General features: G+C 40.9%; 35 protein-coding genes. All 35 read left to right on the top strand.

The features are described from left to right. Nucleotides 1–66: 66 nt before the first annotated feature. A complete protein-coding gene (rpoB, locus tag ACIQXH_RS19745) occupies nucleotides 67–3,636 on the top strand; it encodes a DNA-directed RNA polymerase subunit beta (RefSeq protein WP_402875722.1) in 3,570 nt (1,189 codons plus the stop codon). 180 nt (nucleotides 3,637–3,816) lie between these two features. Further along, on the top strand, nucleotides 3,817–7,410 hold the full coding sequence (gene rpoC / locus ACIQXH_RS19740) for a DNA-directed RNA polymerase subunit beta' (RefSeq protein ID WP_402875721.1): 3,594 nt from the start codon (nucleotides 3,817–3,819) through the stop codon (nucleotides 7,408–7,410). A gap of 292 nt (nucleotides 7,411–7,702) precedes the next feature. Continuing rightward, nucleotides 7,703–7,951 (top strand): 50S ribosomal protein L7ae-like protein, encoded by a 249-nt coding sequence (locus tag ACIQXH_RS19735; protein ID WP_402875719.1) that lies wholly within the window; start codon nucleotides 7,703–7,705, stop codon nucleotides 7,949–7,951. A gap of 104 nt (nucleotides 7,952–8,055) precedes the next feature. Beyond that, nucleotides 8,056–8,478: a 30S ribosomal protein S12 gene (rpsL, locus tag ACIQXH_RS19730; RefSeq protein ID WP_402875717.1), complete on the top strand. Its 423-nt coding sequence runs from the start codon at nucleotides 8,056–8,058 to the stop codon at nucleotides 8,476–8,478. 21 nt (nucleotides 8,479–8,499) lie between these two features. Next, nucleotides 8,500–8,970 carry a 30S ribosomal protein S7 gene (gene rpsG, locus ACIQXH_RS19725; RefSeq protein ID WP_402875716.1) on the top strand — a complete coding sequence of 157 codons (471 nt, stop codon included), beginning with the start codon at nucleotides 8,500–8,502 and terminating at the stop codon, nucleotides 8,968–8,970. A 44-nt stretch (nucleotides 8,971–9,014) separates the two neighbouring features. Continuing rightward, complete coding sequence (gene fusA, locus ACIQXH_RS19720) at nucleotides 9,015–11,093, top strand: elongation factor G (RefSeq protein ID WP_402875714.1); 2,079 nt, start codon at nucleotides 9,015–9,017, stop codon at nucleotides 11,091–11,093. A gap of 119 nt (nucleotides 11,094–11,212) precedes the next feature. Beyond that, nucleotides 11,213–12,400, top strand: a complete 1,188-nt coding sequence (gene tuf / locus ACIQXH_RS19715) for an elongation factor Tu (protein ID WP_402875712.1) — start codon at nucleotides 11,213–11,215, stop codon at nucleotides 12,398–12,400. Nucleotides 12,401–12,757: 357 nt separating this feature from the next. Further along, nucleotides 12,758–13,066 (top strand): 30S ribosomal protein S10, encoded by a 309-nt coding sequence (gene rpsJ / locus ACIQXH_RS19710; RefSeq protein WP_402875709.1) that lies wholly within the window; start codon nucleotides 12,758–12,760, stop codon nucleotides 13,064–13,066. 39 nt (nucleotides 13,067–13,105) lie between these two features. Further along, nucleotides 13,106–13,735 carry a 50S ribosomal protein L3 gene (rplC, locus tag ACIQXH_RS19705; RefSeq protein WP_402875708.1) on the top strand — a complete coding sequence of 210 codons (630 nt, stop codon included), beginning with the start codon at nucleotides 13,106–13,108 and terminating at the stop codon, nucleotides 13,733–13,735. 25 nt (nucleotides 13,736–13,760) lie between these two features. Continuing rightward, nucleotides 13,761–14,384, top strand: coding sequence for a 50S ribosomal protein L4 (gene rplD / locus ACIQXH_RS19700; RefSeq protein ID WP_402875706.1), 624 nt, complete (start codon nucleotides 13,761–13,763; stop codon nucleotides 14,382–14,384). Next, on the top strand, nucleotides 14,384–14,668 hold the full coding sequence (gene rplW, locus ACIQXH_RS19695; protein WP_402875704.1) for a 50S ribosomal protein L23: 285 nt from the start codon (nucleotides 14,384–14,386) through the stop codon (nucleotides 14,666–14,668). The genes rplD and rplW overlap by 1 nt, the downstream gene beginning before the upstream one ends. A gap of 26 nt (nucleotides 14,669–14,694) precedes the next feature. After that, complete coding sequence (gene rplB / locus ACIQXH_RS19690) at nucleotides 14,695–15,525, top strand: 50S ribosomal protein L2 (RefSeq protein WP_402875702.1); 831 nt, start codon at nucleotides 14,695–14,697, stop codon at nucleotides 15,523–15,525. Nucleotides 15,526–15,585: 60 nt separating this feature from the next. Further along, nucleotides 15,586–15,864 carry a 30S ribosomal protein S19 gene (gene rpsS / locus ACIQXH_RS19685; RefSeq protein WP_034305018.1) on the top strand — a complete coding sequence of 93 codons (279 nt, stop codon included), beginning with the start codon at nucleotides 15,586–15,588 and terminating at the stop codon, nucleotides 15,862–15,864. Nucleotides 15,865–15,881: 17 nt separating this feature from the next. Then, nucleotides 15,882–16,223 carry a 50S ribosomal protein L22 gene (gene rplV / locus ACIQXH_RS19680; protein WP_061440384.1) on the top strand — a complete coding sequence of 114 codons (342 nt, stop codon included), beginning with the start codon at nucleotides 15,882–15,884 and terminating at the stop codon, nucleotides 16,221–16,223. 3 nt (nucleotides 16,224–16,226) lie between these two features. Then, nucleotides 16,227–16,883 carry a 30S ribosomal protein S3 gene (gene rpsC, locus ACIQXH_RS19675; protein ID WP_402875700.1) on the top strand — a complete coding sequence of 219 codons (657 nt, stop codon included), beginning with the start codon at nucleotides 16,227–16,229 and terminating at the stop codon, nucleotides 16,881–16,883. 1 nt (nucleotide 16,884) lies between these two features. After that, the gene (rplP, locus tag ACIQXH_RS19670; protein WP_402875698.1) at nucleotides 16,885–17,319 is read left to right on the top strand and encodes a 50S ribosomal protein L16; all 435 of its coding nucleotides are present in this window, start codon (nucleotides 16,885–16,887) and stop codon (nucleotides 17,317–17,319) included. Next, a complete protein-coding gene (gene rpmC, locus ACIQXH_RS19665; RefSeq protein ID WP_034305010.1) occupies nucleotides 17,309–17,512 on the top strand; it encodes a 50S ribosomal protein L29 in 204 nt (67 codons plus the stop codon). Before rplP ends, rpmC begins: the two co-directional genes overlap by 11 nt. Before the next feature lie 18 nt (nucleotides 17,513–17,530). After that, nucleotides 17,531–17,794, top strand: a complete 264-nt coding sequence (gene rpsQ, locus ACIQXH_RS19660; RefSeq protein ID WP_402875696.1) for a 30S ribosomal protein S17 — start codon at nucleotides 17,531–17,533, stop codon at nucleotides 17,792–17,794. A gap of 41 nt (nucleotides 17,795–17,835) precedes the next feature. Then, entirely contained in the window at nucleotides 17,836–18,204 is a 369-nt protein-coding gene (gene rplN, locus ACIQXH_RS19655; protein WP_402875694.1) for a 50S ribosomal protein L14, read from the top strand. A gap of 41 nt (nucleotides 18,205–18,245) precedes the next feature. Next, on the top strand, nucleotides 18,246–18,557 hold the full coding sequence (rplX, locus tag ACIQXH_RS19650; RefSeq protein WP_402875692.1) for a 50S ribosomal protein L24: 312 nt from the start codon (nucleotides 18,246–18,248) through the stop codon (nucleotides 18,555–18,557). A gap of 29 nt (nucleotides 18,558–18,586) precedes the next feature. Continuing rightward, nucleotides 18,587–19,126, top strand: coding sequence for a 50S ribosomal protein L5 (rplE, locus tag ACIQXH_RS19645; protein WP_402875691.1), 540 nt, complete (start codon nucleotides 18,587–18,589; stop codon nucleotides 19,124–19,126). A gap of 25 nt (nucleotides 19,127–19,151) precedes the next feature. After that, the gene (locus ACIQXH_RS19640) at nucleotides 19,152–19,337 is read left to right on the top strand and encodes a type Z 30S ribosomal protein S14 (RefSeq protein WP_402875689.1); all 186 of its coding nucleotides are present in this window, start codon (nucleotides 19,152–19,154) and stop codon (nucleotides 19,335–19,337) included. A 30-nt stretch (nucleotides 19,338–19,367) separates the two neighbouring features. Continuing rightward, nucleotides 19,368–19,766, top strand: coding sequence for a 30S ribosomal protein S8 (gene rpsH, locus ACIQXH_RS19635; RefSeq protein WP_285769160.1), 399 nt, complete (start codon nucleotides 19,368–19,370; stop codon nucleotides 19,764–19,766). Between the two features lie 30 nt (nucleotides 19,767–19,796). Continuing rightward, a complete protein-coding gene (gene rplF / locus ACIQXH_RS19630; RefSeq protein WP_402875686.1) occupies nucleotides 19,797–20,333 on the top strand; it encodes a 50S ribosomal protein L6 in 537 nt (178 codons plus the stop codon). 32 nt (nucleotides 20,334–20,365) lie between these two features. After that, the gene (rplR, locus tag ACIQXH_RS19625; protein ID WP_402875684.1) at nucleotides 20,366–20,728 is read left to right on the top strand and encodes a 50S ribosomal protein L18; all 363 of its coding nucleotides are present in this window, start codon (nucleotides 20,366–20,368) and stop codon (nucleotides 20,726–20,728) included. 23 nt (nucleotides 20,729–20,751) lie between these two features. Further along, nucleotides 20,752–21,252 carry a 30S ribosomal protein S5 gene (gene rpsE / locus ACIQXH_RS19620; RefSeq protein WP_402875683.1) on the top strand — a complete coding sequence of 167 codons (501 nt, stop codon included), beginning with the start codon at nucleotides 20,752–20,754 and terminating at the stop codon, nucleotides 21,250–21,252. A gap of 16 nt (nucleotides 21,253–21,268) precedes the next feature. Next, nucleotides 21,269–21,451, top strand: a complete 183-nt coding sequence (rpmD, locus tag ACIQXH_RS19615) for a 50S ribosomal protein L30 (RefSeq protein ID WP_402875681.1) — start codon at nucleotides 21,269–21,271, stop codon at nucleotides 21,449–21,451. A 32-nt stretch (nucleotides 21,452–21,483) separates the two neighbouring features. Continuing rightward, entirely contained in the window at nucleotides 21,484–21,924 is a 441-nt protein-coding gene (gene rplO, locus ACIQXH_RS19610; RefSeq protein ID WP_402875679.1) for a 50S ribosomal protein L15, read from the top strand. Beyond that, a complete protein-coding gene (gene secY, locus ACIQXH_RS19605) occupies nucleotides 21,924–23,219 on the top strand; it encodes a preprotein translocase subunit SecY (RefSeq protein WP_402875677.1) in 1,296 nt (431 codons plus the stop codon). The genes rplO and secY overlap by 1 nt, the downstream gene beginning before the upstream one ends. A 58-nt stretch (nucleotides 23,220–23,277) precedes the next feature. Next, nucleotides 23,278–23,931, top strand: a complete 654-nt coding sequence (locus ACIQXH_RS19600; protein ID WP_402875676.1) for an adenylate kinase — start codon at nucleotides 23,278–23,280, stop codon at nucleotides 23,929–23,931. A 564-nt stretch (nucleotides 23,932–24,495) separates the two neighbouring features. Continuing rightward, entirely contained in the window at nucleotides 24,496–24,714 is a 219-nt protein-coding gene (gene infA / locus ACIQXH_RS19595; RefSeq protein WP_028390440.1) for a translation initiation factor IF-1, read from the top strand. A gap of 41 nt (nucleotides 24,715–24,755) precedes the next feature. Beyond that, complete coding sequence (rpmJ, locus tag ACIQXH_RS19590) at nucleotides 24,756–24,869, top strand: 50S ribosomal protein L36 (RefSeq protein WP_003156543.1); 114 nt, start codon at nucleotides 24,756–24,758, stop codon at nucleotides 24,867–24,869. 22 nt (nucleotides 24,870–24,891) lie between these two features. After that, nucleotides 24,892–25,257 (top strand): 30S ribosomal protein S13, encoded by a 366-nt coding sequence (gene rpsM / locus ACIQXH_RS19585; protein ID WP_063235804.1) that lies wholly within the window; start codon nucleotides 24,892–24,894, stop codon nucleotides 25,255–25,257. Between the two features lie 22 nt (nucleotides 25,258–25,279). Beyond that, nucleotides 25,280–25,669 (top strand): 30S ribosomal protein S11, encoded by a 390-nt coding sequence (gene rpsK, locus ACIQXH_RS19580; protein WP_040372575.1) that lies wholly within the window; start codon nucleotides 25,280–25,282, stop codon nucleotides 25,667–25,669. Between the two features lie 176 nt (nucleotides 25,670–25,845). Continuing rightward, nucleotides 25,846–26,574 (top strand): DNA-directed RNA polymerase subunit alpha (locus ACIQXH_RS19575; RefSeq protein ID WP_403125371.1); only part of this gene is annotated, 729 nt, incomplete at its 3' end.

The raw sequence follows: 26,574 nt of genomic DNA, 5'->3' as shown, positions 1-26,574 counted from the left end.
TGGATTAGATTGCTTTTTTCCGTGGCAAATAGATCCTTATAACGCTTGATTTAAGGGGTGAATCAGTTGACAGGTCAACTTGTTCAGTATGGACGACACCGCCAACGTAGAAGTTATGCAAGAATCAGTGAGGTTTTGGATCTTCCGAATCTGATTGAAATTCAAACGGCTTCTTATCAATGGTTTTTAGATGTAGGTTTAAAAGAAATGTTCCAGGACATTTCTCCTATTGAGGATTTTACAGGTAATTTGTCATTAGAATTCATCGATTACAGCCTTGCTGAACCGAAGTATTCTGTTGAAGAAACAAAAGAACGCGATGTTACGTATTCTGCACCACTTCGTGTGAAAGTGCGCCTTGTTAACAAAGAAACAGGGGAAGTAAAAGACCAAGATGTATTCATGGGTGACTTCCCACTTATGACTGAAACGGGCACGTTTGTCATCAATGGTGCTGAACGTGTAATCGTATCCCAATTAGTACGCTCACCGAGTGTTTACTATAATGGGAAAATGGATAAGAACGGTAAGCTAGGTTTCTCTGCGACCGTTATTCCTAACCGTGGTGCATGGCTTGAATATGAGACAGATGCCAAGGATGTAGTTTATGTTCGAATCGACCGCACTAGGAAATTACCTATCACGGTATTGATGCGTGCATTGGGCTTTGGAACTGATCAAGAGATCATTGATTTAATCGGTGATAATGAGTATCTTCGCAACACTCTTGAAAAAGACAACACGGAGAGTGTAGAAAAAGCATTGCTAGAAATCTATGAACGTCTTCGCCCGGGTGAACCACCTACAGTCGATAACGCGAAAAGTCTACTAGTATCCCGCTTTTTCGATCCAAAACGTTATGATCTAGCTAACGTAGGACGCTATAAAATCAACAAAAAACTGCATATCAAGAATCGTCTATTCGGACAAAAGATCGCCGAGACTTTAATCGATCCTGAAACAGGGGAAATCATTGTCGAAAAGGGTACTTTGCTTGATAGAAGGACACTTGATAAAATTCTGCCTCATCTTGAAGCAGGAATCGGTTTTAAAACGTTCCACCCGTCTGGTGGCGTAGTAGAAGAAGAAACCCTTCTTCAACCAATCAAAGTCTTTGCTCCAAATGACGCTGAAGGCGAAAAAGTGATCAATATCATTGGTAATGCGTATGTAACCGATCAGGTTAAAAACATTACTCCAGCTGATATCATCTCTTCTATTAGCTATTTCTTTAACTTGCTTCATGGCGTGGGAATTACAGATGATATTGACCATCTAGGAAATCGTCGTCTGCGTTCCGTTGGTGAATTGCTGCAAAACCAATTCAGAATTGGTTTATCTCGTATGGAGCGTGTCGTGCGTGAAAGAATGTCTATTCAAGACACGAATACGATCACTCCACAGCAATTGATTAACATTCGTCCTGTTATAGCATCCATTAAAGAATTCTTTGGTAGCTCACAGCTTTCACAATTCATGGACCAAACGAACCCATTGGCCGAATTGACGCATAAACGTCGTCTATCTGCATTGGGACCTGGTGGTTTGACTCGTGAGCGTGCTGGTTTCGAAGTACGTGACGTTCATTACTCCCACTATGGCCGTATGTGTCCGATTGAAACGCCTGAGGGACCGAATATTGGATTGATTAACTCCCTATCAAGTTTTGCAAAGGTTAACCCTTATGGATTCATTGAAACACCATACCGACGTGTTGACCATGAGACAGGGAAAATTACGAGCAAAATAGATTACTTAACGGCTGATGAAGAAGATAACTACGTAGTTGCCCAAGCGAATGTTCGTCTATCCGATGATGGAACATTCCTTGATGATATGGTTGTTGCACGTTTCCGCGGTGAAAATACCGTTGTTCCGCGTGACCGCGTAGATTATATGGACGTATCGCCTAAACAAGTCGTATCTGCAGCGACAGCATGTATTCCTTTCTTGGAAAATGATGACTCCAACCGTGCCCTAATGGGAGCGAACATGCAACGTCAAGCAGTACCTTTATTACAACCAGAGGCACCAAGAGTTGGAACAGGTATGGAATATGTTTCAGCGAAAGACTCTGGGGCAGCTGTCATCTGTAAACACCCTGGTATCGTCGAACACGTGGAATCACGTGAAGTATGGGTACGCCGGGTAAGTGAGGTTGACGGTCAACAAGTAAAAGGAAACCTTGATAAATACCGTTTATTAAAATTCATTCGTTCTAACCAAGGAACGTGTTATAACCAACGTCCTATCGTTAGTGTTGGTGACAATGTTGTCAAAGGTGAAATTCTTGCCGATGGTCCTTCAATGGAAAAAGGTGAATTAGCACTTGGACGAAATGTATTAGTTGCCTTCATGACTTGGGATGGATACAACTATGAAGATGCCATCATCATGAGTGAACGTCTAGTTAAAGATGATGTGTACACTTCCATCCATATTGAAGAATATGAATCTGAGTCTCGCGATACGAAATTGGGACCTGAAGAAATCACTCGTGATATTCCGAACGTCGGAGAAGATGCGCTTCGCAACCTTGATGAGCGTGGAATAATCCGTGTCGGTGCTGAAGTAAAAGACGGTGACCTTCTAGTAGGTAAAGTAACTCCTAAAGGGGTAACGGAACTAACGGCGGAAGAACGTCTCTTACATGCAATCTTTGGTGAAAAAGCGCGCGAAGTACGGGATACATCATTGCGTGTTCCCCACGGCGGCGGCGGAATCGTCCTCGATGTTAAGGTGTTTAACAGAGAAGATGGCGACGAGCTACCACCTGGTGTAAATCAACTTGCACGTGTATATATCGTTCAAAAACGTAAAATACATGAAGGCGATAAAATGGCCGGACGTCATGGTAACAAAGGTGTAATCTCAAGGATCCTTCCTGAAGAAGATATGCCTTACATGCCTGATGGAACACCGGTTGACATCATGTTAAACCCACTGGGTGTACCTTCCCGTATGAATATCGGTCAGGTACTTGAGCTTCACTTAGGTATGGCAGCCCGTGCACTAGGCATTCACGTAGCATCACCGGTATTTGATGGAGCTACTGAGGAAGACGTTTGGAGTACGATCGAAGAAGCTGGCATGTCACGTGATGCAAAAACGGTACTTTACGATGGCCGTTCAGGTGAAGCATTCGATAACCGTGTGTCTGTTGGTGTCATGTACATGATTAAACTTGCACATATGGTTGATGATAAACTTCATGCTCGTTCAACTGGACCTTACTCCCTTGTTACGCAACAACCACTTGGTGGTAAAGCGCAATTCGGTGGACAACGTTTTGGTGAGATGGAAGTATGGGCACTTGAAGCATATGGAGCTGCTTATACATTACAAGAAATCCTTACCGTTAAATCAGATGATGTCGTGGGCCGTGTGAAAACATACGAAGCGATTGTCAAAGGCGAAAATGTCCCTGAGCCTGGTGTCCCTGAATCATTCAAAGTATTGATTAAGGAACTTCAAAGCTTAGGATTAGATGTTAAAATCATGAATGCTGAAGACCGCGAAATTGAAATGCGTGATTTAGAAGATGAAGAAGACCCTAATCAGTCAGACAAATTAAGCCTAGATGCAGAAACTAAAGATATGGTTGCTACTGAAGCAGGAGCACCATCAAAAGAGTAAATAATTTAAATAAATCAATCTATATATTATCAGCTCTGACTGGCAGCAAGGTTTTTCTTTAAAGATCCTGCTGCCTTGTCGGAGTCTTATTGATTCAATCACCCATCATCCGGTTTAGATTGCCCGAATGAATGAAGGCAATCAGGGTAAAACCTGGAGATTAAAAGGGAGGTAGGCCCCTTGTTAGATGTTAATAATTTTGAGTATATGAAAATTGGTCTTGCTTCACCAGACAAGATTCGTTCTTGGTCTCATGGGGAAGTTAAAAAACCAGAAACAATCAACTATCGTACGTTAAAACCAGAAAAAGACGGTTTATTCTGTGAGAGAATTTTCGGACCTCAAAAGGACTGGGAATGTCACTGTGGTAAATATAAACGTGTTCGTTATAAAGGCGTAGTTTGTGACCGTTGTGGGGTTGAAGTCACGCGTGCTAAAGTCCGTCGTGAACGAATGGGTCATATTGAGCTGGCAGCACCAGTTTCACATATTTGGTATTTCAAAGGAATTCCGAGTCGTATGGGTCTTGTCCTGGATATGTCTCCACGGGCATTAGAAGAAGTTATTTACTTCGCATCTTATGTGGTAACTGAAACTGGCGATACAACTTTAGAAAAGAAACAACTTCTTTCTGAAAAAGAATATCGTACATACCGTGAAAAATACGGTAAGAAGTTCCAAGCTGCAATGGGTGCGGAAGCTATTAAAAAACTTTTACAAGACATTGATACGGAAAAAGAAGTAGAAACGTTGAAAGAAGAGCTTAAGACAGCTCAAGGACAACGTAGAACTCGTGCAATCAAACGCTTGGAAGTATTAGAAGCCTTCCGTAATTCTGGTAACGAGCCTTCATGGATGATTCTTGATGTGCTTCCAGTTATACCACCAGAACTTCGTCCAATGGTTCAATTAGATGGCGGTCGTTTTGCGACATCTGACTTAAATGATCTATATCGTCGTGTTATTAACCGTAACAATCGTTTGAAAAGATTGCTTGATCTTGGCGCTCCAAGCATTATCGTCCAAAATGAAAAGCGTATGCTTCAAGAAGCCGTTGACGCTTTAATCGATAATGGACGTCGTGGTCGCCCAGTAACTGGCCCGGGTAACCGCCCATTGAAATCTTTATCACACATGTTAAAAGGTAAACAAGGTCGTTTCCGTCAGAACCTTCTTGGTAAACGTGTCGATTACTCTGGTCGTTCTGTAATCGTAGTTGGTCCTAACCTGAAAATGTACCAATGTGGTCTGCCGAAAGAGATGGCGATTGAATTATTCAAACCATTCGTTATGAAGGAACTCGTTCAAAGAGGATTAGCTCATAACATCAAATCTGCAAAACGAAAAATTGAACGACTATCTCCTGAGATTTGGGATGTACTTGAAGAAGTCATTAGGGAGCATCCAGTATTACTTAACCGTGCACCAACTCTTCATAGACTTGGCATTCAAGCGTTTGAGCCAACATTGGTTGAAGGCCGTGCAATTCGTTTGCATCCGTTAGTATGTACAGCATATAACGCTGACTTTGATGGTGACCAAATGGCCGTCCACGTTCCTTTATCTTCTGAAGCTCAAGCTGAAGCACGTATGCTAATGCTTGCTGCCCAGAACATCTTGAATCCTAAAGATGGAAAACCAGTCGTTACTCCTTCTCAAGATATGGTATTAGGTAACTACTACCTAACATTAGAAAGAGAAGGCGCTATCGGTGAAGGTATGATCTTTAAAGATACTAGTGAAGCGTTGCTTGCATACCAAAATGGTTATGTTCACTTACATTCTCGTTGTGCAGTGCATGCATCATCACTGAATAATGAAACGTTCACGGAAGAACAAAACAGCCAGCTTCTAATCACTACCGTTGGTAAATTGGTCTTTAATGAAATTCTGCCAAAATCATTCCCATATATTAACGAACCTACACGTTATAACTTGGAAACTAAAACTCCAGAGAAATATTTCGTGGAAAAAGGCGCTAATATCCCTGAATTGATTAAAGCACAACCAGCTATTGATCCGTTCAAGAAGAAAATTCTTGGTAATATCATTGCGGAAGTGTTTAAACGTTTCAAAATCACCGAAACATCTAAAATGCTTGACCGGATGAAAAATCTTGGATTCAAATATTCGACAAAAGCAGGTATCACTGTTGGTGTAGCTGATATTGTTGTATTAAAAGAAAAACAAGAAATCATTACGGAAGCTCAAACAAAAGTGGATAACGTCCTAAAACAATTTAGACGTGGTCTAATTACCGAAGATGAGCGTTATGATCGCGTCATTTCGATCTGGAGCGCAGCAAAAGATACTATTCAGTCTAAACTGATGAAATCTCTTGACCGACGCAATCCGATCTTCATGATGAGTGACTCCGGTGCCCGTGGTAATGCTTCCAACTTCACGCAGCTTGCGGGTATGCGTGGACTGATGGCCAACCCGGCTGGACGTATCATCGAATTACCGATCAAATCAAGTTTCCGTGAAGGTCTAACTGTGTTAGAGTACTTTATCTCTACACATGGTGCTCGTAAAGGTCTTGCCGATACAGCCCTTAAAACTGCCGATTCTGGTTACCTTACACGTCGTCTAGTAGACGTAGCCCAAGATGTTATCATCCGTGATGATGACTGTGGAACAGACCGCGGCTTGAAAATTTCTGCCTTGAGAGAGGGAACAGAAATAATCGAGCATCTTGAAGAACGTTTAATTGGCCGATATGCAAGAAAAGCCATTAGACATCCAGAAACAGATGAAGTAATTGTGGCTGAAAATGACCTTATCACTGAGGATCTAGCAGCTTATATTGCATCTCTAGGTATTGAAACTGCATGGATTCGCTCTGCCTTTACATGTAACACCAGCCATGGTGTATGTAAGAAATGTTACGGACGTAACTTGGCTACCGGTCAGGAAGTTGAAGTGGGAGAAGCAGTTGGTATCATTGCTGCCCAATCAATCGGTGAACCTGGTACTCAGTTAACAATGCGTACATTCCATACAGGTGGGGTTGCCGGAGACGATATTACTCAAGGTTTACCTCGTATCCAAGAAATATTTGAAGCGAGGAACCCTAAAGGTCAAGCAGTTATTTCTGAAATTGAGGGAACTATCGTTTCAATCAATGAAATCCGCGATAAACAACAAGAAATCGTGGTCCAAGGTGCGGTTGAATCACGTACTTATACAGCGCCATACACAGCGCGTTTAAGAGTGTCTGTTGATACTTTCGTTCGTCGAGGCGAGGAGTTAACAGAGGGTTCTATCGATCCTAAAGAATTGTTGAAAGTTACGGATGTTCTTACTGTTCAGGAATACCTACTTCATGAAGTACAGAAAGTATACCGGATGCAAGGGGTAGAAATCGGCGATAAACATATCGAGGTTATGGTTAGACAAATGATGCGTAAAGTTCGTGTTCTTGATGCAGGGGAAACTGAAGTTCTTCCAGGTACGCTATTGGATGTTAACCAGTTCACCGTGGCAAACACAAACGCATTGCTAACCAGCAAGCTACCTGCTACAGGTCGTCCTGTATTACTAGGAATTACAAAAGCATCACTTGAAACGGATTCCTTCTTGTCTGCAGCATCATTCCAAGAAACAACTAGAGTATTGACTGATGCAGCAATTAAAGGAAAACGCGACGAATTGCTTGGACTGAAAGAAAATGTTATCATCGGTAAACTTGTTCCAGCTGGAACAGGTATGCCTCGCTACAGAAAAGCTAACCCTGTTGTCGTAGAGAATCCTGAGACAGTATCGGTTGACTAAAGGATAATTAGACCCAGCTCATATAAATACTGAAGAACTTGATCCCCCTAACGATATTGGGGGATTGAGGTTCGGATTAAATGAGCTGGTTTCTTTTTATTAATAAAGAGTAATCAGTAAAAAATTAGTTATGATAGAACCAATTTGGTAGACTTAAAAACCTATAGAATGATTTAACTGGAAAACCTTTTGCTTAAATAATTTTTTGAAACAAGTTGACAGCATCTGACTAAAAATGATACTATAGCAAAGGTGCTCCTATGTTACCCTGTAACTTTGGAGGATATGGACCATGTCTTATGAAAAAGTAATACAGGCAAAGTCAGTGGTTATAGGAACGAAACAAACAGTTAGAGCTTTGAAGAACAATTTAATTCAAGAAGTTATCATCGCTGATGATGCAGATATATACTTGACTGGGCGTGTTGTTGAGACCGCTAAACTAGTGGATGTTCCTATCACATATGTTGATTCGATGAAAATGCTTGGAAAAGCATGTGGTATTGATGTCGGAGCAGCAACTGTTGCCATTAAAAAGTAAAAATGTTTTTGCAATACTATTTGCAAGGACTTTGTTTTTACCCATTTATGAACCACCTGGATGTGTGGTACTAGACATGAAATTGCGAAGGGAGGAAAAATGTAATGCCTACTATTAATCAATTAGTGCGTAAAGGACGCGAGTCTAAAGAGGTTAAATCTAACTCTCCAGCACTTAACAAAGGCTACAACAGCTTTAAGAAAGCACAAACTAACGTATCATCTCCGCAAAAACGTGGTGTTTGTACTCGTGTGGGAACTATGACACCGAAAAAACCAAACTCCGCTTTACGTAAATATGCGCGTGTACGTTTAACTAACGGTATCGAGGTAACAGCTTATATCCCAGGTATCGGTCACAACTTACAAGAACACAGCGTGGTACTAATCCGCGGTGGACGTGTAAAGGATTTACCAGGGGTACGTTACCATATCGTACGTGGTGCTCTTGATACAGCAGGAGTTAACAATCGTATGCAAAGCCGTTCTAAATACGGTACTAAGCGTCCGAAAGCAGCAAAAAAATAATCCGAGAAAGGAGGAAATATAATGCCTCGTAAAGGACCCGTAACAAAAAGAGATGTATTACCAGATCCAATTTATAAATCTAAACTTGTGACTCGCTTAATCAACAAATTAATGGTTGATGGACAAAGAGGAAAATCACAAAAAATACTTTACTCTGCATTTGAGTTAATTAAAGAACGTACTGGCAATGAGCCAATCGAAGTGTTTGATCAAGCACTTAAAAACATCATGCCTGTATTAGAAGTAAAAGCACGCCGTGTGGGTGGAGCTAACTACCAAGTACCAGTTGAGGTACGTCCAGACCGTAAATCAACTCTAGGTCTTCGTTGGTTAGTAAACTACTCTCGCCTTCGTGGAGAAAAAACGATGGAAGAGCGTTTAGCTTTCGAAATCATGGATGCTGCAAACAACACTGGAGCAGCTGTTAAGAAACGTGAAGATACGCACAAAATGGCAGAAGCTAACAAAGCATTTGCTCACTATCGCTGGTAAGATCAATAACAATAAAATCCTTATAATAGGAAGGAGAAAGACAAATGGCAAGAGAGTTCTCCTTAGCAAATACTCGTAATATCGGTATCATGGCACATATTGATGCTGGTAAAACGACTACAACAGAACGCGTTCTTTACTATACTGGTAAAATCCACAAAATTGGTGAAACACACGAAGGTGCTTCACAAATGGACTGGATGGAGCAAGAACAAGAACGTGGAATCACGATCACATCCGCTGCAACAACTGCACAGTGGAAAGGTCACCGCGTAAACATCATTGATACACCGGGACACGTAGACTTCACAGTTGAAGTTGAACGTTCTCTACGTGTACTTGATGGAGCTGTAGCTGTACTTGATGCCCAATCAGGTGTTGAGCCTCAAACTGAAACAGTTTGGCGCCAAGCTACAACATACGGTGTACCACGTGTCGTATTCGTTAACAAAATGGACAAAATCGGTGCGGATTTCCTTTATTCAGTAGGAACTATCCACGATCGTTTGCAAGCAAACGCTCACCCGGTCCAATTACCAATTGGTGCTGAAGATAATTTTTCCGCTATCATTGACTTAATTGAAATGAAAGCTCATTTCTACTCAAATGATTTAGGGACTGATATCACTGTTGGTGAAATTCCTGCAGAACACCTTGAATTAGCTGAAGAGTACCGTGAGAAATTAATCGAAGCGGTGGCTGAAGTTAATGAAGACTTAATGGAAAAATACCTTGGTGGCGAAGAAATCAGCATTGCTGAATTAAAAGCTGCTATCCGTACTGCAACCGTTAATGTTGAATTCTTCCCAGTTATCTGTGGTTCAGCGTTCAAAAATAAAGGTGTTCAATTAATGCTTGATAACGTTATTGACTTCCTTCCATCTCCATTAGACGTACCTGCAATCAAAGGTACTCTTCCGGATACTGAAGAAGAAGTAGAACGTCACTCAGATGATTCTGAACCGTTCTCTGCTTTAGCGTTTAAAGTTATGACAGACCCTTATGTTGGTAAGCTTACATTCTTCCGTGTGTACTCTGGTACATTAGAATCTGGATCATATGTAATCAACTCAACAAAAGGTAAACGTGAACGTATTGGACGTATCCTTCAAATGCATGCAAACAGCCGTGAAGAGATTTCTACAGTATATGCTGGGGATATCGCTGCAGCTGTTGGTTTGAAAGATACGACTACTGGTGATACACTATGTGATGATAAGGATCAAGTTATCCTTGAATCAATGGTATTCCCAGAACCAGTTATCTCACTTTCTGTTGAACCAAAATCGAAAGCAGACCAAGACAAAATGTCTCAAGCTTTACAAAAGCTTCAAGACGAAGATCCAACATTCCGTGCGCATACTGACCAAGAAACTGGTCAAACAATTATCGCTGGTATGGGTGAACTTCACTTGGACATCCTTGTTGACCGTATGCGTCGTGAATTCAGAGTGGAAGCTAACGTAGGTGCTCCTCAAGTTGCTTACCGTGAAACTTTCCGTGGTTCAGCTAAAGTTGAAGGTAAATTCGTTCGTCAATCTGGTGGACGTGGACAATTCGGACACGTTTGGATTGAATTTGGACCAAACGAAGAAGGTAAAGGATTCGAATTTGAAAATGCTATCGTCGGTGGTGTAGTACCTCGTGAGTATATTCCTGCAGTACAAGCTGGATTAGTTGATTCACTTGACCGTGGAGTACTTGCTGGTTACCCATTAGTTGATATTAAAGCAAAATTATTCGACGGATCTTACCATGACGTTGACTCCAATGAAATGGCATTTAAAATCGCTGCATCAATGGCGCTTAAAAATGCTGCTTCAAAATGTAAGCCGGTTATCCTTGAACCTATCATGAAAGTGGAAGTTGTAATCCCTGAAGATTACCTAGGCGATATCATGGGAGATATTACATCTCGTCGTGGACGCGTAGAAGGTTTGGAAGCTCGCGGAAACACTCAAATGGTTAAAGCGATGGTTCCACTATCCGAAATGTTCGGTTATGCAACTTCATTACGTTCAAACACTCAAGGACGCGGAACATTCTCTATGCACTTCGATCACTATGAAGAAGTACCTAAGAGCATTTCTGAAGAAATCATCAAAAAAAATAAAGGTGAATAATTGATTTTCATCTCTTATTAAAGTATAACTACTTATGTAAGCTGTGTTGGAAGAATTTATCTTCTTTCACAGCCCTTATATACTTAAACTATTTTTATATTTTTAAGGAGGAATTCCTAATGGGAAAAGCTAAATATGATCGTTCAAAACCGCATGTTAACGTTGGAACAATTGGACACGTTGACCATGGTAAAACAACTCTAACTGCTGCAATCACTACTGTACTTGCTAAAGCTGGTGGAGCAGAAGCACGCGCGTATGACCAAATTGATGGTGCGCCAGAAGAAAGAGAACGTGGTATCACAATCTCTACTGCACACGTTGAGTACGAAACAGCTACTCGTCACTATGCACACGTTGACTGCCCAGGACATGCTGACTATGTTAAAAACATGATCACTGGTGCTGCACAAATGGATGGTGGTATCTTAGTAGTTTCTGCTGCTGATGGCCCAATGCCTCAAACTCGTGAGCACATCCTTCTTTCTAAACAAGTTGGTGTTCCTTTCCTAGTTGTATTCATGAACAAATGCGACATGGTTGATGACGAAGAACTTCTTGAATTAGTAGAAATGGAAATTCGTGATCTTCTTTCTGAATACGATTTCCCTGGCGATGACGTTCCAGTTATCAAAGGTTCTGCTCTTAAAGCTCTTGAAGGAGATGCTGCTTGGGAAGAAAAAATTCATGAATTAATGGCTGCTGTTGACGAGTACATTCCAGAACCAACTCGTGACACTGACAAACCATTCATGATGCCAGTTGAGGATGTATTCTCAATCACTGGTCGTGGAACAGTTGCTACAGGACGTGTTGAACGTGGACAAGTTAAAGTCGGTGACGTTGTAGACATCATCGGTTTCAACGACGAAGCAAAACCAACAACTGTAACTGGTGTTGAAATGTTCCGTAAACTTCTTGATTATGCTGAAGCTGGTGACAACATCGGAGCTCTACTTCGTGGTGTTGCTCGTGAAGATATCCAACGTGGACAAGTACTTGCTAAGCCAAATACAATCACTCCACACAGCAAATTCAAAGCTGAAGTATATGTTCTTTCTAAAGAAGAAGGTGGACGTCATACTCCATTCTTCACAAACTACCGTCCGCAGTTCTACTTCCGTACAACTGACGTAACTGGTATTTGTAACCTTCCTGAAGGCGTAGAAATGGTTATGCCTGGAGATAACATTGAAATGTCAGTAGAACTTATCGCTCCTATCGCTATCGAAGAAGGTACTAAATTCTCTATCCGTGAGGGTGGACGTACTGTAGGCGCTGGTGTAGTTGCTACAATCCAAGAATAATCGATTCTAAATCGAATATTGGAAGGGACGCCTTCCGGAAGAAGCAGATGGGACGCCGTCTGCTTCTTTTTTTTGCCTTTAGGATTATAATAGAAGAAACTGGTTAGAAATAGAGATATAGAATCTACTTGTAAATCCTAAAGATTGTATGTATAATAATAAAAGTGTGTTGCACAAGAAAGATTTAAGTTTAACTTGCATTTAACTTGTGTGTTATGTATAATAGACAATGTTGGTCTTTGACTGCGATGATATGGAAGGTTGCTGACACACCCGGCCGCTTTGCCATGGCGAGTGTGTGGGAAATTTCCATTGAGAAGGTCTATTTTATAAAATAGGCGAAAAGGAGGGAAAATTATGGCAAAACAAAAAATTCGTATTCGTTTGAAAGCATATGATCACAGAATCCTTGATCAATCTGCTGAGAAAATTGTTGAAACTGCAAAACGTTCTGGTGCGACTGTTGCTGGTCCAATTCCATTGCCAACTGAAAGATCTATCTATACGGTCCTTCGTGCGGTTCATAAATACAAAGACTCTCGCGAACAATTCGAAATGCGTACGCATAAACGTCTAATCGATATCGTTAATCCAACTCCGCAAACAGTTGATTCATTGATGCGTTTAGATTTACCGTCAGGCGTTGACATCGAAATTAAATTATAATTTATATAATAAGAACAATTACTCTAGGAGGTGTGACTTATGACCAAAGGAATCTTAGGAAGAAAAATCGGTATGACTCAAGTTTTTGCTGAAAATGGCGAACTTATCCCGGTAACAGTAATCGAAGCTGCTAACAATGTAGTACTTCAAAAGAAAACTGTTGAAACTGACGGTTATGAAGCAATTCAAGTTGGTTTTGAAAACAAACGCGAAAAGCTTTCTAACAAACCTGAAAAGGGACACGTTGAAAAAGCAAATACTACTCCTAAGCGCTTCATTCGCGAATTCCGCGGAACGGATCTTGCTTCATACGAGATCGGTCAAGAAGTCAATGTTAGTATTTTCGCTGAAGGCGATTTAGTAGATGTAATAGGAATTTCAAAAGGTAAAGGTTTCCAAGGTGCTATTAAACGCCACGGACAATCTCGCGGACCGATGACTCATGGTTCTCGTTACCACCGTCGCCCAGGTTCAATGGGTCCTGTTGCTCCAAACCGCGTATTCAAAGGTAAACTATTACCAGGACGTATGGGTGGGGAACAAGTTACTGTTCAAAACTTAGCTATCGTTAAAGTTGATGTTGAACGTAATCTACTATTGGTCAAAGGTAATGTACCTGGTGCTAGAAAAGCGCTGATCAAAGTTAAAACTGCTGTTAAAGCAAAGTAATTTCTGAGAAAGGAGGAGCAATAGAATGCCAAAAGTTACATTGTTCAACCAAACAGGTTCACAAGTTGGCGACATCGAGCTAAACGAATCCATCTTTGGTATCGAACCTAATAATCATGTATTATTTGAAGCAATCATCATGCAACGAGCTTCCTTACGTCAAGGAACTCATAAAGTTAAAAACCGTTCTGAAGTTGCAGGCGGTGGACGTAAACCTTGGAAACAAAAAGGAACTGGACGTGCGCGTCAAGGTTCTATCCGTTCTCCACAATGGCGTGGCGGTGGTATCGTTTTTGGACCAACTCCAAGATCATACTCTTACAAGTTGCCTAAAAAGGTACGTCGCTTAGCTATTAAATCTGCATTGTCTGCAAAGGCATTGGAAGAAAACATCTTAGTACTTGAAAGCTTGACTTTCGAAGCTCCAAAAACGAAAGAATTTGTAGCTGTACTAAAAAATCTTTCTGTAGATACTAAAACGTTGATCGTTACTGACGGTTTAGATGAGAAGGTTGCTCTTTCTGCACGTAACATCCCAGGTGTTACTGTGGTTGAAGCTGTTGGTCTTAATGTTCTTGATGTTGTTTCACACAACAAATTGATCTTGACTAAATCAGCTGTCGAAAAAGTAGAGGAGGTGCTTGCATAATGGATGCACGCGATATCATTAAGCGCCCCGTAATCACAGAAGCTTCTTCAGACGCTATGGCTGAAAAGAAGTATACTTTTGAAGTTGATGTTAGAGCTAACAAAACTCAAGTTAAAGATGCGGTTCAAGAAGTTTTCGGCGTAAAAGTTGAAAAGGTAAATATCATGAACTACAAAGGTAAATTCAAACGCATGGGCAAACATGCAGGCTATACTAACAAGCGCCGTAAAGCTATTGTTAAATTAACTGCTGACAGCAAAGAAATCGAGCTATTCGAAGCTTAATTCATTAGAGAAGGAGGGAAATACAAATGGCGATTAAGAAGTATAAACCTACCTCTAACGGTCGACGTAATATGACAACTTCGGATTTTGCTGAGATTACTACAGACAAACCCGAAAAATCATTACTTGCTCCTTTACACAATAAAGGCGGCCGTAATAACCAAGGTAAGTTAACAGTTCGTCATCAAGGTGGCGGCCACAAGCGTCAATACCGTATCATCGATTTCAAACGGAATAAAGATGGTATACCAGGACGCGTTGCTACTATTGAGTACGATCCAAATCGTTCTGCAAACATTGCATTAATTAATTACGTTGATGGAGAAAAACGTTATATCCTAGCTCCTAAAAACCTAGAAGTAGGTTTGGAAGTTATGTCTGGCCCAGAAGCCGATATTAAAGTGGGTAACGCACTTCCTCTAATTAACATCCCAGTTGGTACAGTAATTCATAACATCGAATTAAAACCAGGAAAAGGTGGACAATTAGTCCGTTCTGCAGGTACATCTGCACAAGTACTTGGTAAAGAAGGTCGTTATGTTCTTGTACGTTTAAATTCTGGTGAGGTTCGTATGATTCTTGCTACTTGCCGTGCTACAATCGGTCAAGTTGGTAACGAACAACATGAACTTATCAACATTGGTAAAGCTGGTCGTAATCGTTGGTTAGGTAAACGCCCAACTGTACGTGGATCAGTAATGAACCCGAATGATCACCCACACGGTGGTGGTGAAGGTAAAGCACCAATCGGACGTAAATCACCAATGTCTCCTTGGGGTAAACCAACTCTTGGATTCAAAACACGTAAGAAGAAAAATAAATCCGATAAATTTATCGTTCGTCGTCGTAAAAAATAACGGGGTTGAGCTACGGTTCATTAATCGGACCGTAGAACGATCACGAAGGGAGGTACTCGCATGGGTCGTAGCTTAAAAAAAGGGCCTTTTGTTGATGATCATTTATTGGTAAAAGTTGAAAAATTAAATGAAGCAGACAAGAAACAGGTAGTAAAAACTTGGTCTCGTCGCTCAACAATCTTCCCGCAATTCATCGGACATACAATCGCTGTTTATGACGGTCGTAAGCATGTGCCGGTTTATGTAACAGAAGACATGGTAGGTCACAAACTAGGCGAATTCGCGCCTACACGCACTTATAAAGGTCACGCAAGTGATGACAAGAAAACAAGACGTTAATGAGAGGAGGGCATCTCATGCAAGCAAAAGCTGTCGCTAGAACAGTTCGTATTGCTCCTCGTAAAGTGCGTTTAGTCGCAGACTTAATTCGAGGAAAACAAGTAGGTGAAGCAGTAGCGATTCTTCGCTTAACACCAAAATCTGCTTCTCCAGTCGTAGAAAAAATTCTGAAATCTGCTATCGCAAATGCAGAACATAACTACGAAATGGATATCAATAACCTAGTCGTTTCAGAGGCATACGTTAACGAAGGACCAACATTAAAACGTTTCCGTCCTCGCGCTCAAGGTCGTGCGAGTGCAATTAACAAACGTACTAGTCATATTACAATCGTTGTATCAGAAAAGAAGGAGGGGTAATCTGTGGGTCAAAAGGTAAATCCAGTCGGTATGCGTATCGGGATCATCCGTGATTGGGAATCCAAATGGTACGCTGATAAAGACTACGCAGTTCTTTTGCATGAAGACCTTAGAGTTCGTGAGTATATCGCGAAACGTCTAAGTGATGCTTCTGTATCCAAGGTTGAAATCGAACGTGCAGCTAACCGCATCAATGTATCAGTTCATACTGCTAAACCAGGTATGGTTATCGGTAAGGGCGGCACTGAAGTTGAAGCACTTCGTAAAGCATTAAACCAATTAACTGGCAAAAGAGTTCACATCAATATCATCGAAATCAAAAGAGCAGATCTTGATGCGAAATTGGTTGCTGAGAACATCGCTCGTCAATTAGAAAATCGTGTTTCATTCCGTCGTGCTCAAAAACAAGCTATTCAACGTACAATGCGTTCAGGCGCTAAAGGAATCAAAACTCAAGTTTCTGGTCGTCTTGGCGGTGCAGATATTGCTCGTGCTGAACACTACAGCGAGGGAACAGTTCCACTTCACACACTTCGTGCTGACATAGATTATGCTCATGCTGAAGCAGATACTACTTACGGGAAGCTAGGCGTGAAAGTTTGGATCTACCGTGGAGAAGTTCTTCCTACTAAGAAGAAATCTGAGGAAGGAGGAAAATAATATGTTATTGCCAAAACGCGTAAAATACCGTCGTGAACATCGCGGTAAGATGAGAGGGATGGCTAAAGGCGGACGTGAAGTTCATTTCGGAGAATTTGGACTTCAAGCTCAAGAAGCTTCCTGGATCACTAACCGTCAAATCGAAGCAGCTCGTGTAGCGATGACTCGTTACATGAAGCGTGGAGGTAAAGTTTGGATCAAGATCTTCCCAAGCAAACCTTACACTGCTAAGCCGCTTGAAGTACGGATGGGTTCCGGTAAAGGTGCTCCTGAAGGTTGGGTAGCAGTCGTTAAACCGGGCAAAGTATTGTTTGAAATCTCTGGTGTATCTGAAGAGGTGGCAAGAGAAGCATTGCGCCTTGCAGCACACAAACTTCCAATCAAATGTAAGTTTGTAAAAAGAGAGGAAATTGGTGGTGAAACAAATGAAAGCTAATGAAATCAAAGATCTAACCACTGCTGAAATTGAACAAAAACTAAAATCTCTTAAAGAAGAACTATTTAATCTTCGTTTCCAGTTAGCTACTGGACAACTTGAAAATACAGCTCGCATCCGTGAAGTTCGCAAATCGATCGCTCGTATGAAAACAGTTGTTCGTCAAAGAGAGATCGGTGTCACTAATCGATAATGAATGGAGGTTTGCATAATGAGCGAACGCAACCAACGCAAAGTCTACACTGGCCGCGTAGTATCCGACAAAATGGATAAAACCGTAACAGTCGTTGTAGAAACCTATAAAAAGCATTCTTTATACGGTAAACGCGTAAAATACTCTAAAAAGTTAAAAGCTCATGACGAGCTGAATGAAGCTAAAGCAGGCGATGTAGTACGTATCATGGAAACTCGTCCACTTTCAGCTACAAAACGTTTCCGTCTTCTAGAAGTAGTAGAAAAATCAGTAATCATTTAATTTTGTTCGGATTAAGTTAATTCCGAAGGGAGGTACCGTACATGATTCAACAAGAATCTCGTTTAAAAGTCGCTGACAATTCAGGTGCACGTGAAGTTCTAGCTATTAAAGTACTAGGTGGTTCTGGACGTAAATATGCTAATATCGGCGATGTTATAGTTTGTACCGTTAAACAAGCAACACCTGGAGGCGTTGTTAAAAAAGGTGAAGTCGTTAAGGCTGTTGTTGTTCGTACAAAACGTGGTATGCGTCGTCCTGACGGTTCTTACATTCGTTTCGATGAGAACGCATGTGTAATTATCCGTGACGATAAGAGCCCACGTGGAACTCGTATTTTTGGACCTGTTGCTCGTGAATTACGTGATAACAGTTTCATGAAGATCGTTTCTCTAGCTCCAGAAGTTTTATAATAGTTAAATTTCGTAAAGCCTTTCAAGGAGGTGCCAAGCTAATGCATGTTAAAAAAGGTGACAAAGTCGTAGTCATCTCTGGTAAGGACAAAGGCAAACAAGGAACAATTCTTGAAGCATATCCGAAACAAAATCGTGTGCTTGTTGAAGGAATTAATATTGTGAAAAAGCACTCTAAGCCATCTCAAGTTAATCCACAAGGTGGAATTATCAGCCGAGAAGCTGCTATTCACGCATCCAATGTAATGCCTCTTGATCCGAAAACAGGTAAACCGACTCGTGTTGGATATAAGATTGAAAACGGCAAGAAAGTACGCGTAGCTAAAATATCAGGTGAATCTTTAGATAAATAAGTCATAAATGAAGGGAGGTACACGAAGCAATGAGCCGCCTTAAAGAAAAATATAACAGCGAAATTACACCATCATTAATGGGTAAATTCAACTATCAATCAGTAATGCAAGTACCAACTATTGAAAAGATCGTTATTAACATGGGTGTTGGTGACGCAGTATCTAACTCAAAAGCTTTAGATACAGCAGTTGAAGAATTAACACTTATCGCTGGTCAAAAACCAGTAATAACTAAAGCTAAAAAATCAATCGCAGGATTCCGTTTGCGTGAAGGTATGCCTATCGGAGCGAAGGTTACACTACGTGGAGAACGTATGTATCAATTCCTTGATAAGCTAGTATCTGTATCTTTACCACGTGTACGTGATTTCCGCGGCGTTTCAAAGAAATCTTTTGACGGACGTGGGAACTATACATTAGGTATTAAAGAACAACTTATCTTCCCTGAGATTGATTACGATAAAGTGAGCAAAGTTCGTGGTATGGATATCGTTATCGTAACGACTGCCAACACTGACGAAGAAGCTCGTGAACTACTTACTCAAGTTGGAATGCCGTTCCAAAAGTAATCTCTAAATAAAGGGAGGCGAAATCGTGGCTAAAAAGTCTATGATCGTAAAGCAAAAACGCGAACAAAAGTTTAAAGTACAAGAATATACACGTTGCGAACGTTGCGGCCGTCCACATTCTGTAATACGTAAATTTAAACTATGTCGTATTTGTTTCCGCGAACTTGCACATAAAGGACAAATTCCTGGCGTTAAAAAAGCTAGCTGGTAAAACCCGAGTTTGGGAAGGAGGTAAAATAAAATGGTCATGACAGATCCTATTGCAGATATGCTTACTCGCATCCGTAATGCGAATATGGTTCGTCACGAAAAGCTAGAAGTTCCTGCTTCAAAGATCAAAAAGGAAATTGCTGAGATCTTAAAGCGTGAGGGCTTCGTACGTGACTTTGAATTAATCGAAGACAACAAACAAGGTATCATCCGTATCTTCTTAAAATACGGTGCAAACAACGAACGTGTTATCACTGGTCTTAAACGTATCAGCAAACCTGGTTTGCGTGTATATGCAAAAACTGGAGAGGTACCACGCGTTCTAAACGGTTTAGGTATCGCAATTGTTTCTACTTCTCACGGAGTTTTAACAGACAAGGAAGCTCGCTCTAAACAAGTTGGCGGAGAAGTTTTAGCATACGTTTGGTAATACATTTTCACAAGAATGGAGGTGCACAATATGTCTCGTATAGGTAAAAAACCTGTTGAAATCCCTGCAGGCGTAACAGTTACTGTAAACGGAAGTGAAGTAACTGTTAAAGGCCCTAAAGGTGAATTAACTAGATCATTTAATCCTGATCTTACAATCGTTGTTGAAGAGAACGTGGTAACTGTTACACGCCCGTCTGACGAGAAAGCTCACCGTTCTTTACACGGTACTACTCGCGCTCTTATCGCTAACATGATTGAAGGAGTTTCAAAAGGATTCGAAAAGTCACTAGAACTTATTGGGGTTGGGTACCGTGCTCAAAAGCAAGGTACTAAGCTTATCCTTAACGTAGGATATTCTCACCCTGTAGAAATAGAACCAGAAGCAGGCGTTGAAGTCGAAGTTCCTTCTAATACAAAAGTAATCGTTAAAGGTGCTAGTAAAGAACGTGTAGGTGCTCTTGCAGCTAACATTCGTGATACTCGCCCACCTGAACCGTATAAAGGTAAAGGTATCCGTTACGTTGGCGAATTCGTTCGTCGTAAAGAAGGTAAAACTGGTAAGTAATGCTGCTTAAGTAAACGAAAGGAGTGACGTAAATGATTACGAAGCTTGATAAAAATGCTACTCGTCAGAAACGCCATGCACGTGTACGTGCAAAGATTTCTGGAACGGAAGCTCGTCCTCGTTTAAATGTGTTCCGTTCAAACAAACACATTTACGCACAATTGATTGACGATGCAAAAGGCGTAACATTAGCAAGTGCTTCAACTCTTGATAAAGAGATTAGCATTGAAGCTGGTAGCAACGCTGAAGCAGCTCAAAAAGTTGGCGAACTTATTGCGAAACGTGCTATTGAAAAAGGTTTAAAAGCTGTGGTATTTGACCGCGGTGGTTACCTCTTCCATGGTCGTGTTAAAGCATTAGCTGACGCTGCTCGTGAAAACGGCTTAGAATTTTAATGGATAAGGAGGGACATATACAGATGCGTAGCATTGATCCTAATAAATTAGAACTTGAAGAACGCGTAGTTACCGTAAACCGTGTAGCTAAAGTTGTTAAAGGCGGACGTCGTTTCCGTTTCACTGCACTAGTTGTTGTAGGTGATAAAAACGGTCATGTTGGATTTGGTACTGGTAAAGCTCAAGAAGTTCCGGATGCAATCCGTAAAGCTATTGAGGATGCTAAGAAAAATCTAATTACTGTACCAATGGTAGGAACTACAATTCCTCACCTTGTGAATGGTCACTTTGGCGCTGGTCACATTCTTTTGAAACCAGCTTCTGAAGGTACAGGAGTTATTGCTGGTGGTCCTGTTCGTGCGGTCCTTGAATTAGGCGGAATTAGTGATATCTTGTCTAAATCATTAGGTACTAACACACCTATTAATATGGTTCGTGCAACAATCGAAGGATTGAAGCAATTAAAACGTGCTGAGGACGTAGCTAAGTTACGTGGTAAATCAGTACAAGAACTGTTAGGATAAGGAGGGAAATCGTATAATGGCTAATAAATTAGAAATTACCCTCACTCGCAGCTTGATCGGTCGTCCTGAAGATCAACGTGTTACAGTTAACACTTTGGGTTTACACAAAATGCATCAAACGGTTGTTCAAGATGACAACCCTGCGATTCGTGGTATGATTACCAAAGTATCTCATCTTGTTACTGTAAAAGAACAATAAAATAATTTTTAACTTAACAAGGAGGTGCCAACATGAAACTTCATGAGTTAAAATCTGCAGAAGGTTCTCGTAAAGAACGTAAACGTAAAGGTCGCGGTATTGGATCTGGTAACGGTAAAACAGCAGGTAAAGGACACAAAGGACAAAACGCTCGCTCTGGCGGCGGTGTACGCCTTGGATTTGAAGGGGGTCAAACTCCTCTATTCAGACGTTTGCCTAAACGTGGATTTACCAACGTTAACCGTAAAGACTATGCTATCGTAAATCTTGATACGTTAAATCTTTTCGAAGACGGTACTGAAGTAACTCCAGCTCTTTTACTTGAGACTGGTATCGTAAGTAAAGAAAAAGCAGGAATCAAGATTCTTGCTAAAGGAAACATTGAGAAAAAGCTTACTGTTAAAGCTCACAAATTCTCTTCTACTGCAAAAGAAGCTATCGAAGCTGCTGGCGGTAACACAGAGGTGATCTAATGTTTCGCACGATCTCCAATTTTATGCGCGTGGGTGAAATAAGAAATAAGATAATTTTTACCCTTCTCATGTTAATCGTCTATCGCATCGGTACATTTATTCCTGTACCGCATGTGAATGCCGGTTTTCTTGCTGAACAGGACCAAATGAGCGTCATCGGTCTTTTAAATACCTTTGGCGGCGGAGCACTGCAAAACTTCTCTATTTTGGCGATGGGGATCATGCCGTATATCACGGCATCAATCATCGTACAGCTATTACAGATGGACGTTGTTCCAAAGTTCACTGAATGGTCGAAACAAGGGGAGGCAGGGCGCCGTAAATTGGCTCAATTTACACGTTACTTCACTATTGTCCTTGGATTTATCCAAGCTTTGGGTATGTCTTATGGATTTAACAATATGTCGGGTGGCTCGTTAATTGAATCTCCTGGGGTTGCAACATACTTGCTTATTGCGACTGTCTTAACGGCAGGAACAGCTTTTCTTTTGTGGTTAGGAGAGTTGATTACTGCTAAAGGTGTCGGTAATGGGATTTCCATTATTATCTTTGCTGGTATTGTATCTAGTTTGCCTAATACGGCCAACCAGATCTATGCACAGCAGTTTGAAAATGCTGGGGACCAACTATTCTTACGAATTGTAACCATTATCCTTATCATAGTAGCAGTATTAGCAATCGTGGTTGCTGTAATCTTCATTCAGCAAGCATTACGTAAGATTCCAATCCAATATGCCAAACGTGCTGCGGTGGGTCGTACGCAAATGGGTGGTCAATCTACCCATTTACCATTGAAAGTAAATGCTGCGGGTGTTATCCCGGTAATCTTCGCAACTGCATTTATTATCACTCCAACAACGATCGCCTCTTTCTTCGGGAAGAATAGCGTGACTACTTGGATTTCAACAAACCTTGATTATACTAAGCCAATTGGCATGATCATATATGTTGCTCTTATTATTGCCTTCTCATATTTTTATGCGTTCATTCAGGTTAATCCTGAGCAAATGTCTGAAAATCTGAAAAAGCAAGGTGGCTATGTGCCAGGGATTCGTCCAGGTAAGAGTACACAAGAATATTTAACTAGTGTTTTATATCGCTTAACGTTCGTTGGCTCTTTATTCTTAGCAGCCATTGCCGTTTTACCGGTATTCTTCATAAAGCTTGCTGATCTTCCACAATCTGCTCAGATTGGCGGAACTAGTTTGCTAATCGTAGTCGGGGTTGCCCTTGATACGATGAAACAGCTAGAAGCACAACTAGTGAAGAGACACTATAAAGGCTTTATAAAGTAATGAGTTCTGGGAACGATATGTTCCCTTTACCCATTATAGAGTTTGAGGGGGAAGAACATTGAATCTAGTTTTAATGGGGCTACCGGGTGCTGGTAAAGGTACTCAAGCCGAAAAAATCGTAGAAAAATATAACATCCCTCATATTTCTACTGGAGATATGTTCCGAACAGCTATCAAAGATGGAACAGAATTAGGTCTAAAGGCTAAATCATTCATGGATAAGGGCGAATTGGTTCCTGATGAAGTAACCATCGGCATTGTTCGTGAGCGTTTAAGCAAGGAAGATTGCGTAAAAGGATTTCTACTTGATGGTTTCCCACGTACTGTGGCACAAGCAGAAGCTCTTGAAAACATTCTTGCTGATTTAGATCGAAAAATTAATTTTGTAATTAATATCAATGTTGATAAAAGCATCTTAATGGAAAGATTGACAGGTCGTCGCATTTGCAAATCTTGCGGTTCGACATATCACCTTGTTTTCAATCCTCCAACAAAAGAAGATGTATGTGACCGTTGCGGCGGAGACTTATATCAACGTGCTGACGATAATGAAGAAACGGTTCAAAATCGCTTAGATGTGAATTTGAAACAAACTAAGCCACTTCTTGATTTCTACGGAGAAAAAGGGTACTTGGTCGACATTAATGGACAGCAAGATATTAATAAGGTATTTGAAAACATTGATGTGCTACTTGATCCATTGCAAAAATAATCATTCTTGATAATTTATGAAATCCTGCCATTTAAAAACTTCCTGTTTAAATATGGTGCATTCCTTTCATACAAAGGGTATAATGGATTTCGCAACGGCATTTACACATTTATCGATCAGGTTCTTGCACTTGGTATTCCCTGAATTGGGCGATTACGTTTTAAGTAATCTTCATGGACATATCCGGTCGGCAAAATTGTTGAAGAAATGCAACGACTCTAGTAGATTTCCTAAAGAGTCGTGATATAGAGGGTAGAAAGTAGCTATGCCAGGCGTGCGCCTTTCAAACATCTCCCATGCTATTCAAGCCTATGTCGAGACTAATTGCTTCTCTTTTTTTGAGAGTATGTCGGTCACGGAATCGGTCAAGACTTACATGAGGACCCATAAAATCCTCATTTCGGTCCAGCTGATAAGGTCCTCAGTTAAAGCCTGGTTCTACAAAAATGGTGAATACTTGATGCAGAATTGTAAGACTTTTGAGGATAATTGGACTGGAGTAAAGTTGACGGAAAGATGTGTACCTGTAATAGGTTCACGCATAGAGAAGGGAGAATCACTTTAATGGCGAAAGACGATGTAATTGAAGTAGAAGGCACAGTACAAGAGACTTTGCCAAATGCAATGTTTAAGGTAGAATTAGAAAATGGTCATACTGTTTTAGCTCATGTATCCGGTAAAATTCGTATGCACTTTATTCGCATTTTGCCTGGAGATAAAGTTACGGTTGAGCTTTCCCCGTATGATCTAACTCGCGGCAGAATCACATACCGGTTTAAATAATTCCGGTTACGCTCCGATCTGTATAAGGAGGTTAGATAGCAATGAAAGTCAGACCATCAGTCAAACCAATCTGCGAAAAGTGTAAAGTTATCCGCAGAAAAGGTAAAGTTATGGTTATTTGCGAAAACCCTAAACATAAACAAAAACAAGGCTAAATAGAAGGAGGTGCACTCAAGCATGGCACGTATTGCTGGAGTAGATATTCCCCGTGACAAACGAATTGTTATCTCATTAACATATATATATGGTATTGGAAAACAAACAGCGATTAAAATTCTTGCAGAAGCTGGTATCTCTGAAGAAACTCGCGTTCGTGATTTAACGGAAGACGAATTAAACAAAATTCGTGATATCATTGACAAGTTAAAAGTAGAAGGCGATCTACGTCGTGAAATTTCCCTTAACATCAAACGTTTAATGGAAATCGGTTCATACCGTGGTTTACGTCACCGTCGTGGTCTTCCTGTTCGTGGACAAAACACAAAAAACAATGCACGTACGCGTAAAGGACCTCGTCGTACAGTAGCTAACAAGAAAAAATAATTAGTAAAGGAGGTTACTTTTCATGGCACGCAAAACTAATACACGTAAACGTCGTGTGAAAAAGAATATAGAAACTGGTATTGCACATATTCGTTCAACATTCAACAACACTATCGTTACTATCACTGATGCACATGGTAATGCTATTTCTTGGTCAAGTGCTGGAGCATTAGGATTCCGTGGATCTCGTAAATCTACTCCTTTCGCTGCACAAATGGCTGCAGAAACTGCTGCTAAAACATCTATTGAACATGGTATGAAAACTCTTGAAGTTACAGTTAAAGGACCAGGTGCAGGACGTGAAGCTGCTATTCGTGCACTTCAAGCTGCTGGACTAGAAGTAACTGCAATTAAAGATGTAACTCCAGTACCACATAACGGATGTCGTCCGCCAAAACGTCGCCGTGTTTAATTTTTCTGTATAGATTTTGTATTCCTGTCAATAATGGGATATAATACTGAGTTTGCGTTCTTACAGAAGATTAATTTTTCAGTTGTTGCGCACAGCGGGAACGTATACATGGGGAATTTCGGTTAAGTGACAAGCTTACTTACCGGGGTTTTGACGTTTTGAAGGAGGGTTTGTTGATGATCGAAATAGAAAAACCAAAAATCGAAACGGTTGAAATCAACGACGATGCCAAATTCGGTAAATTCCTCGTAGAGCCACTAGAGCGTGGGTATGGTACAACATTGGGTAACTCCTTACGTCGTATCCTATTATCCTCACTCCCAGGTGCTGCTGTCACAGCTATACAAATTGATGGAGTGCTACATGAGTTCTCAACTATTGAAGGCGTCGTAGAAGATGTAACTTCAATCATCCTTAATGTGAAAAAGCTAGCTCTAAAGATTTATTCCGATGAGGAAAAGACGCTAGAAATTGACGTTTCGGGTGAAGGAGTCATTACGGCTGCTGATATCACTCATGATAGTGATGTAGAAATTCTTAACCCGGATTTATATATTGCTACAATCGGTAAAAACGGTCATATGCGCATGCGCTTATCTGCACGTCGCGGCCGCGGCTACACTCCTGCTGTTCAAAACAAGAGAGAAGATCAACCTATTGGTGTAATTCCAATTGATGCTCTTTACACTCCAGTTTCACGCGTAGCTTTCCAAGTGGAAAATACACGTGTAGGACAGTTGTCTAACTTTGACAAGTTAACGTTCGATGTTTGGACTGATGGCAGTACGGGTCCGCAAGAAGCGGTAGCACTTGGAGCTAAGATTTTAACAGAGCATTTAAATATCTTTGTTGGGTTAACTGATGAAGCTCAAAATGCAGAAATCATGGTTGAAAAAGAAGAAGAC

It is taken from the genome of Peribacillus sp. NPDC097225 (assembly GCF_044761955.1).
In the GTDB taxonomy this organism is placed as follows: Bacteria; Bacillota; Bacilli; order Bacillales; family DSM-1321; genus Peribacillus.
Note: the sequence above shows the minus strand (reverse complement) of the source record. Positions and strands in the feature narration are given on the sequence as shown.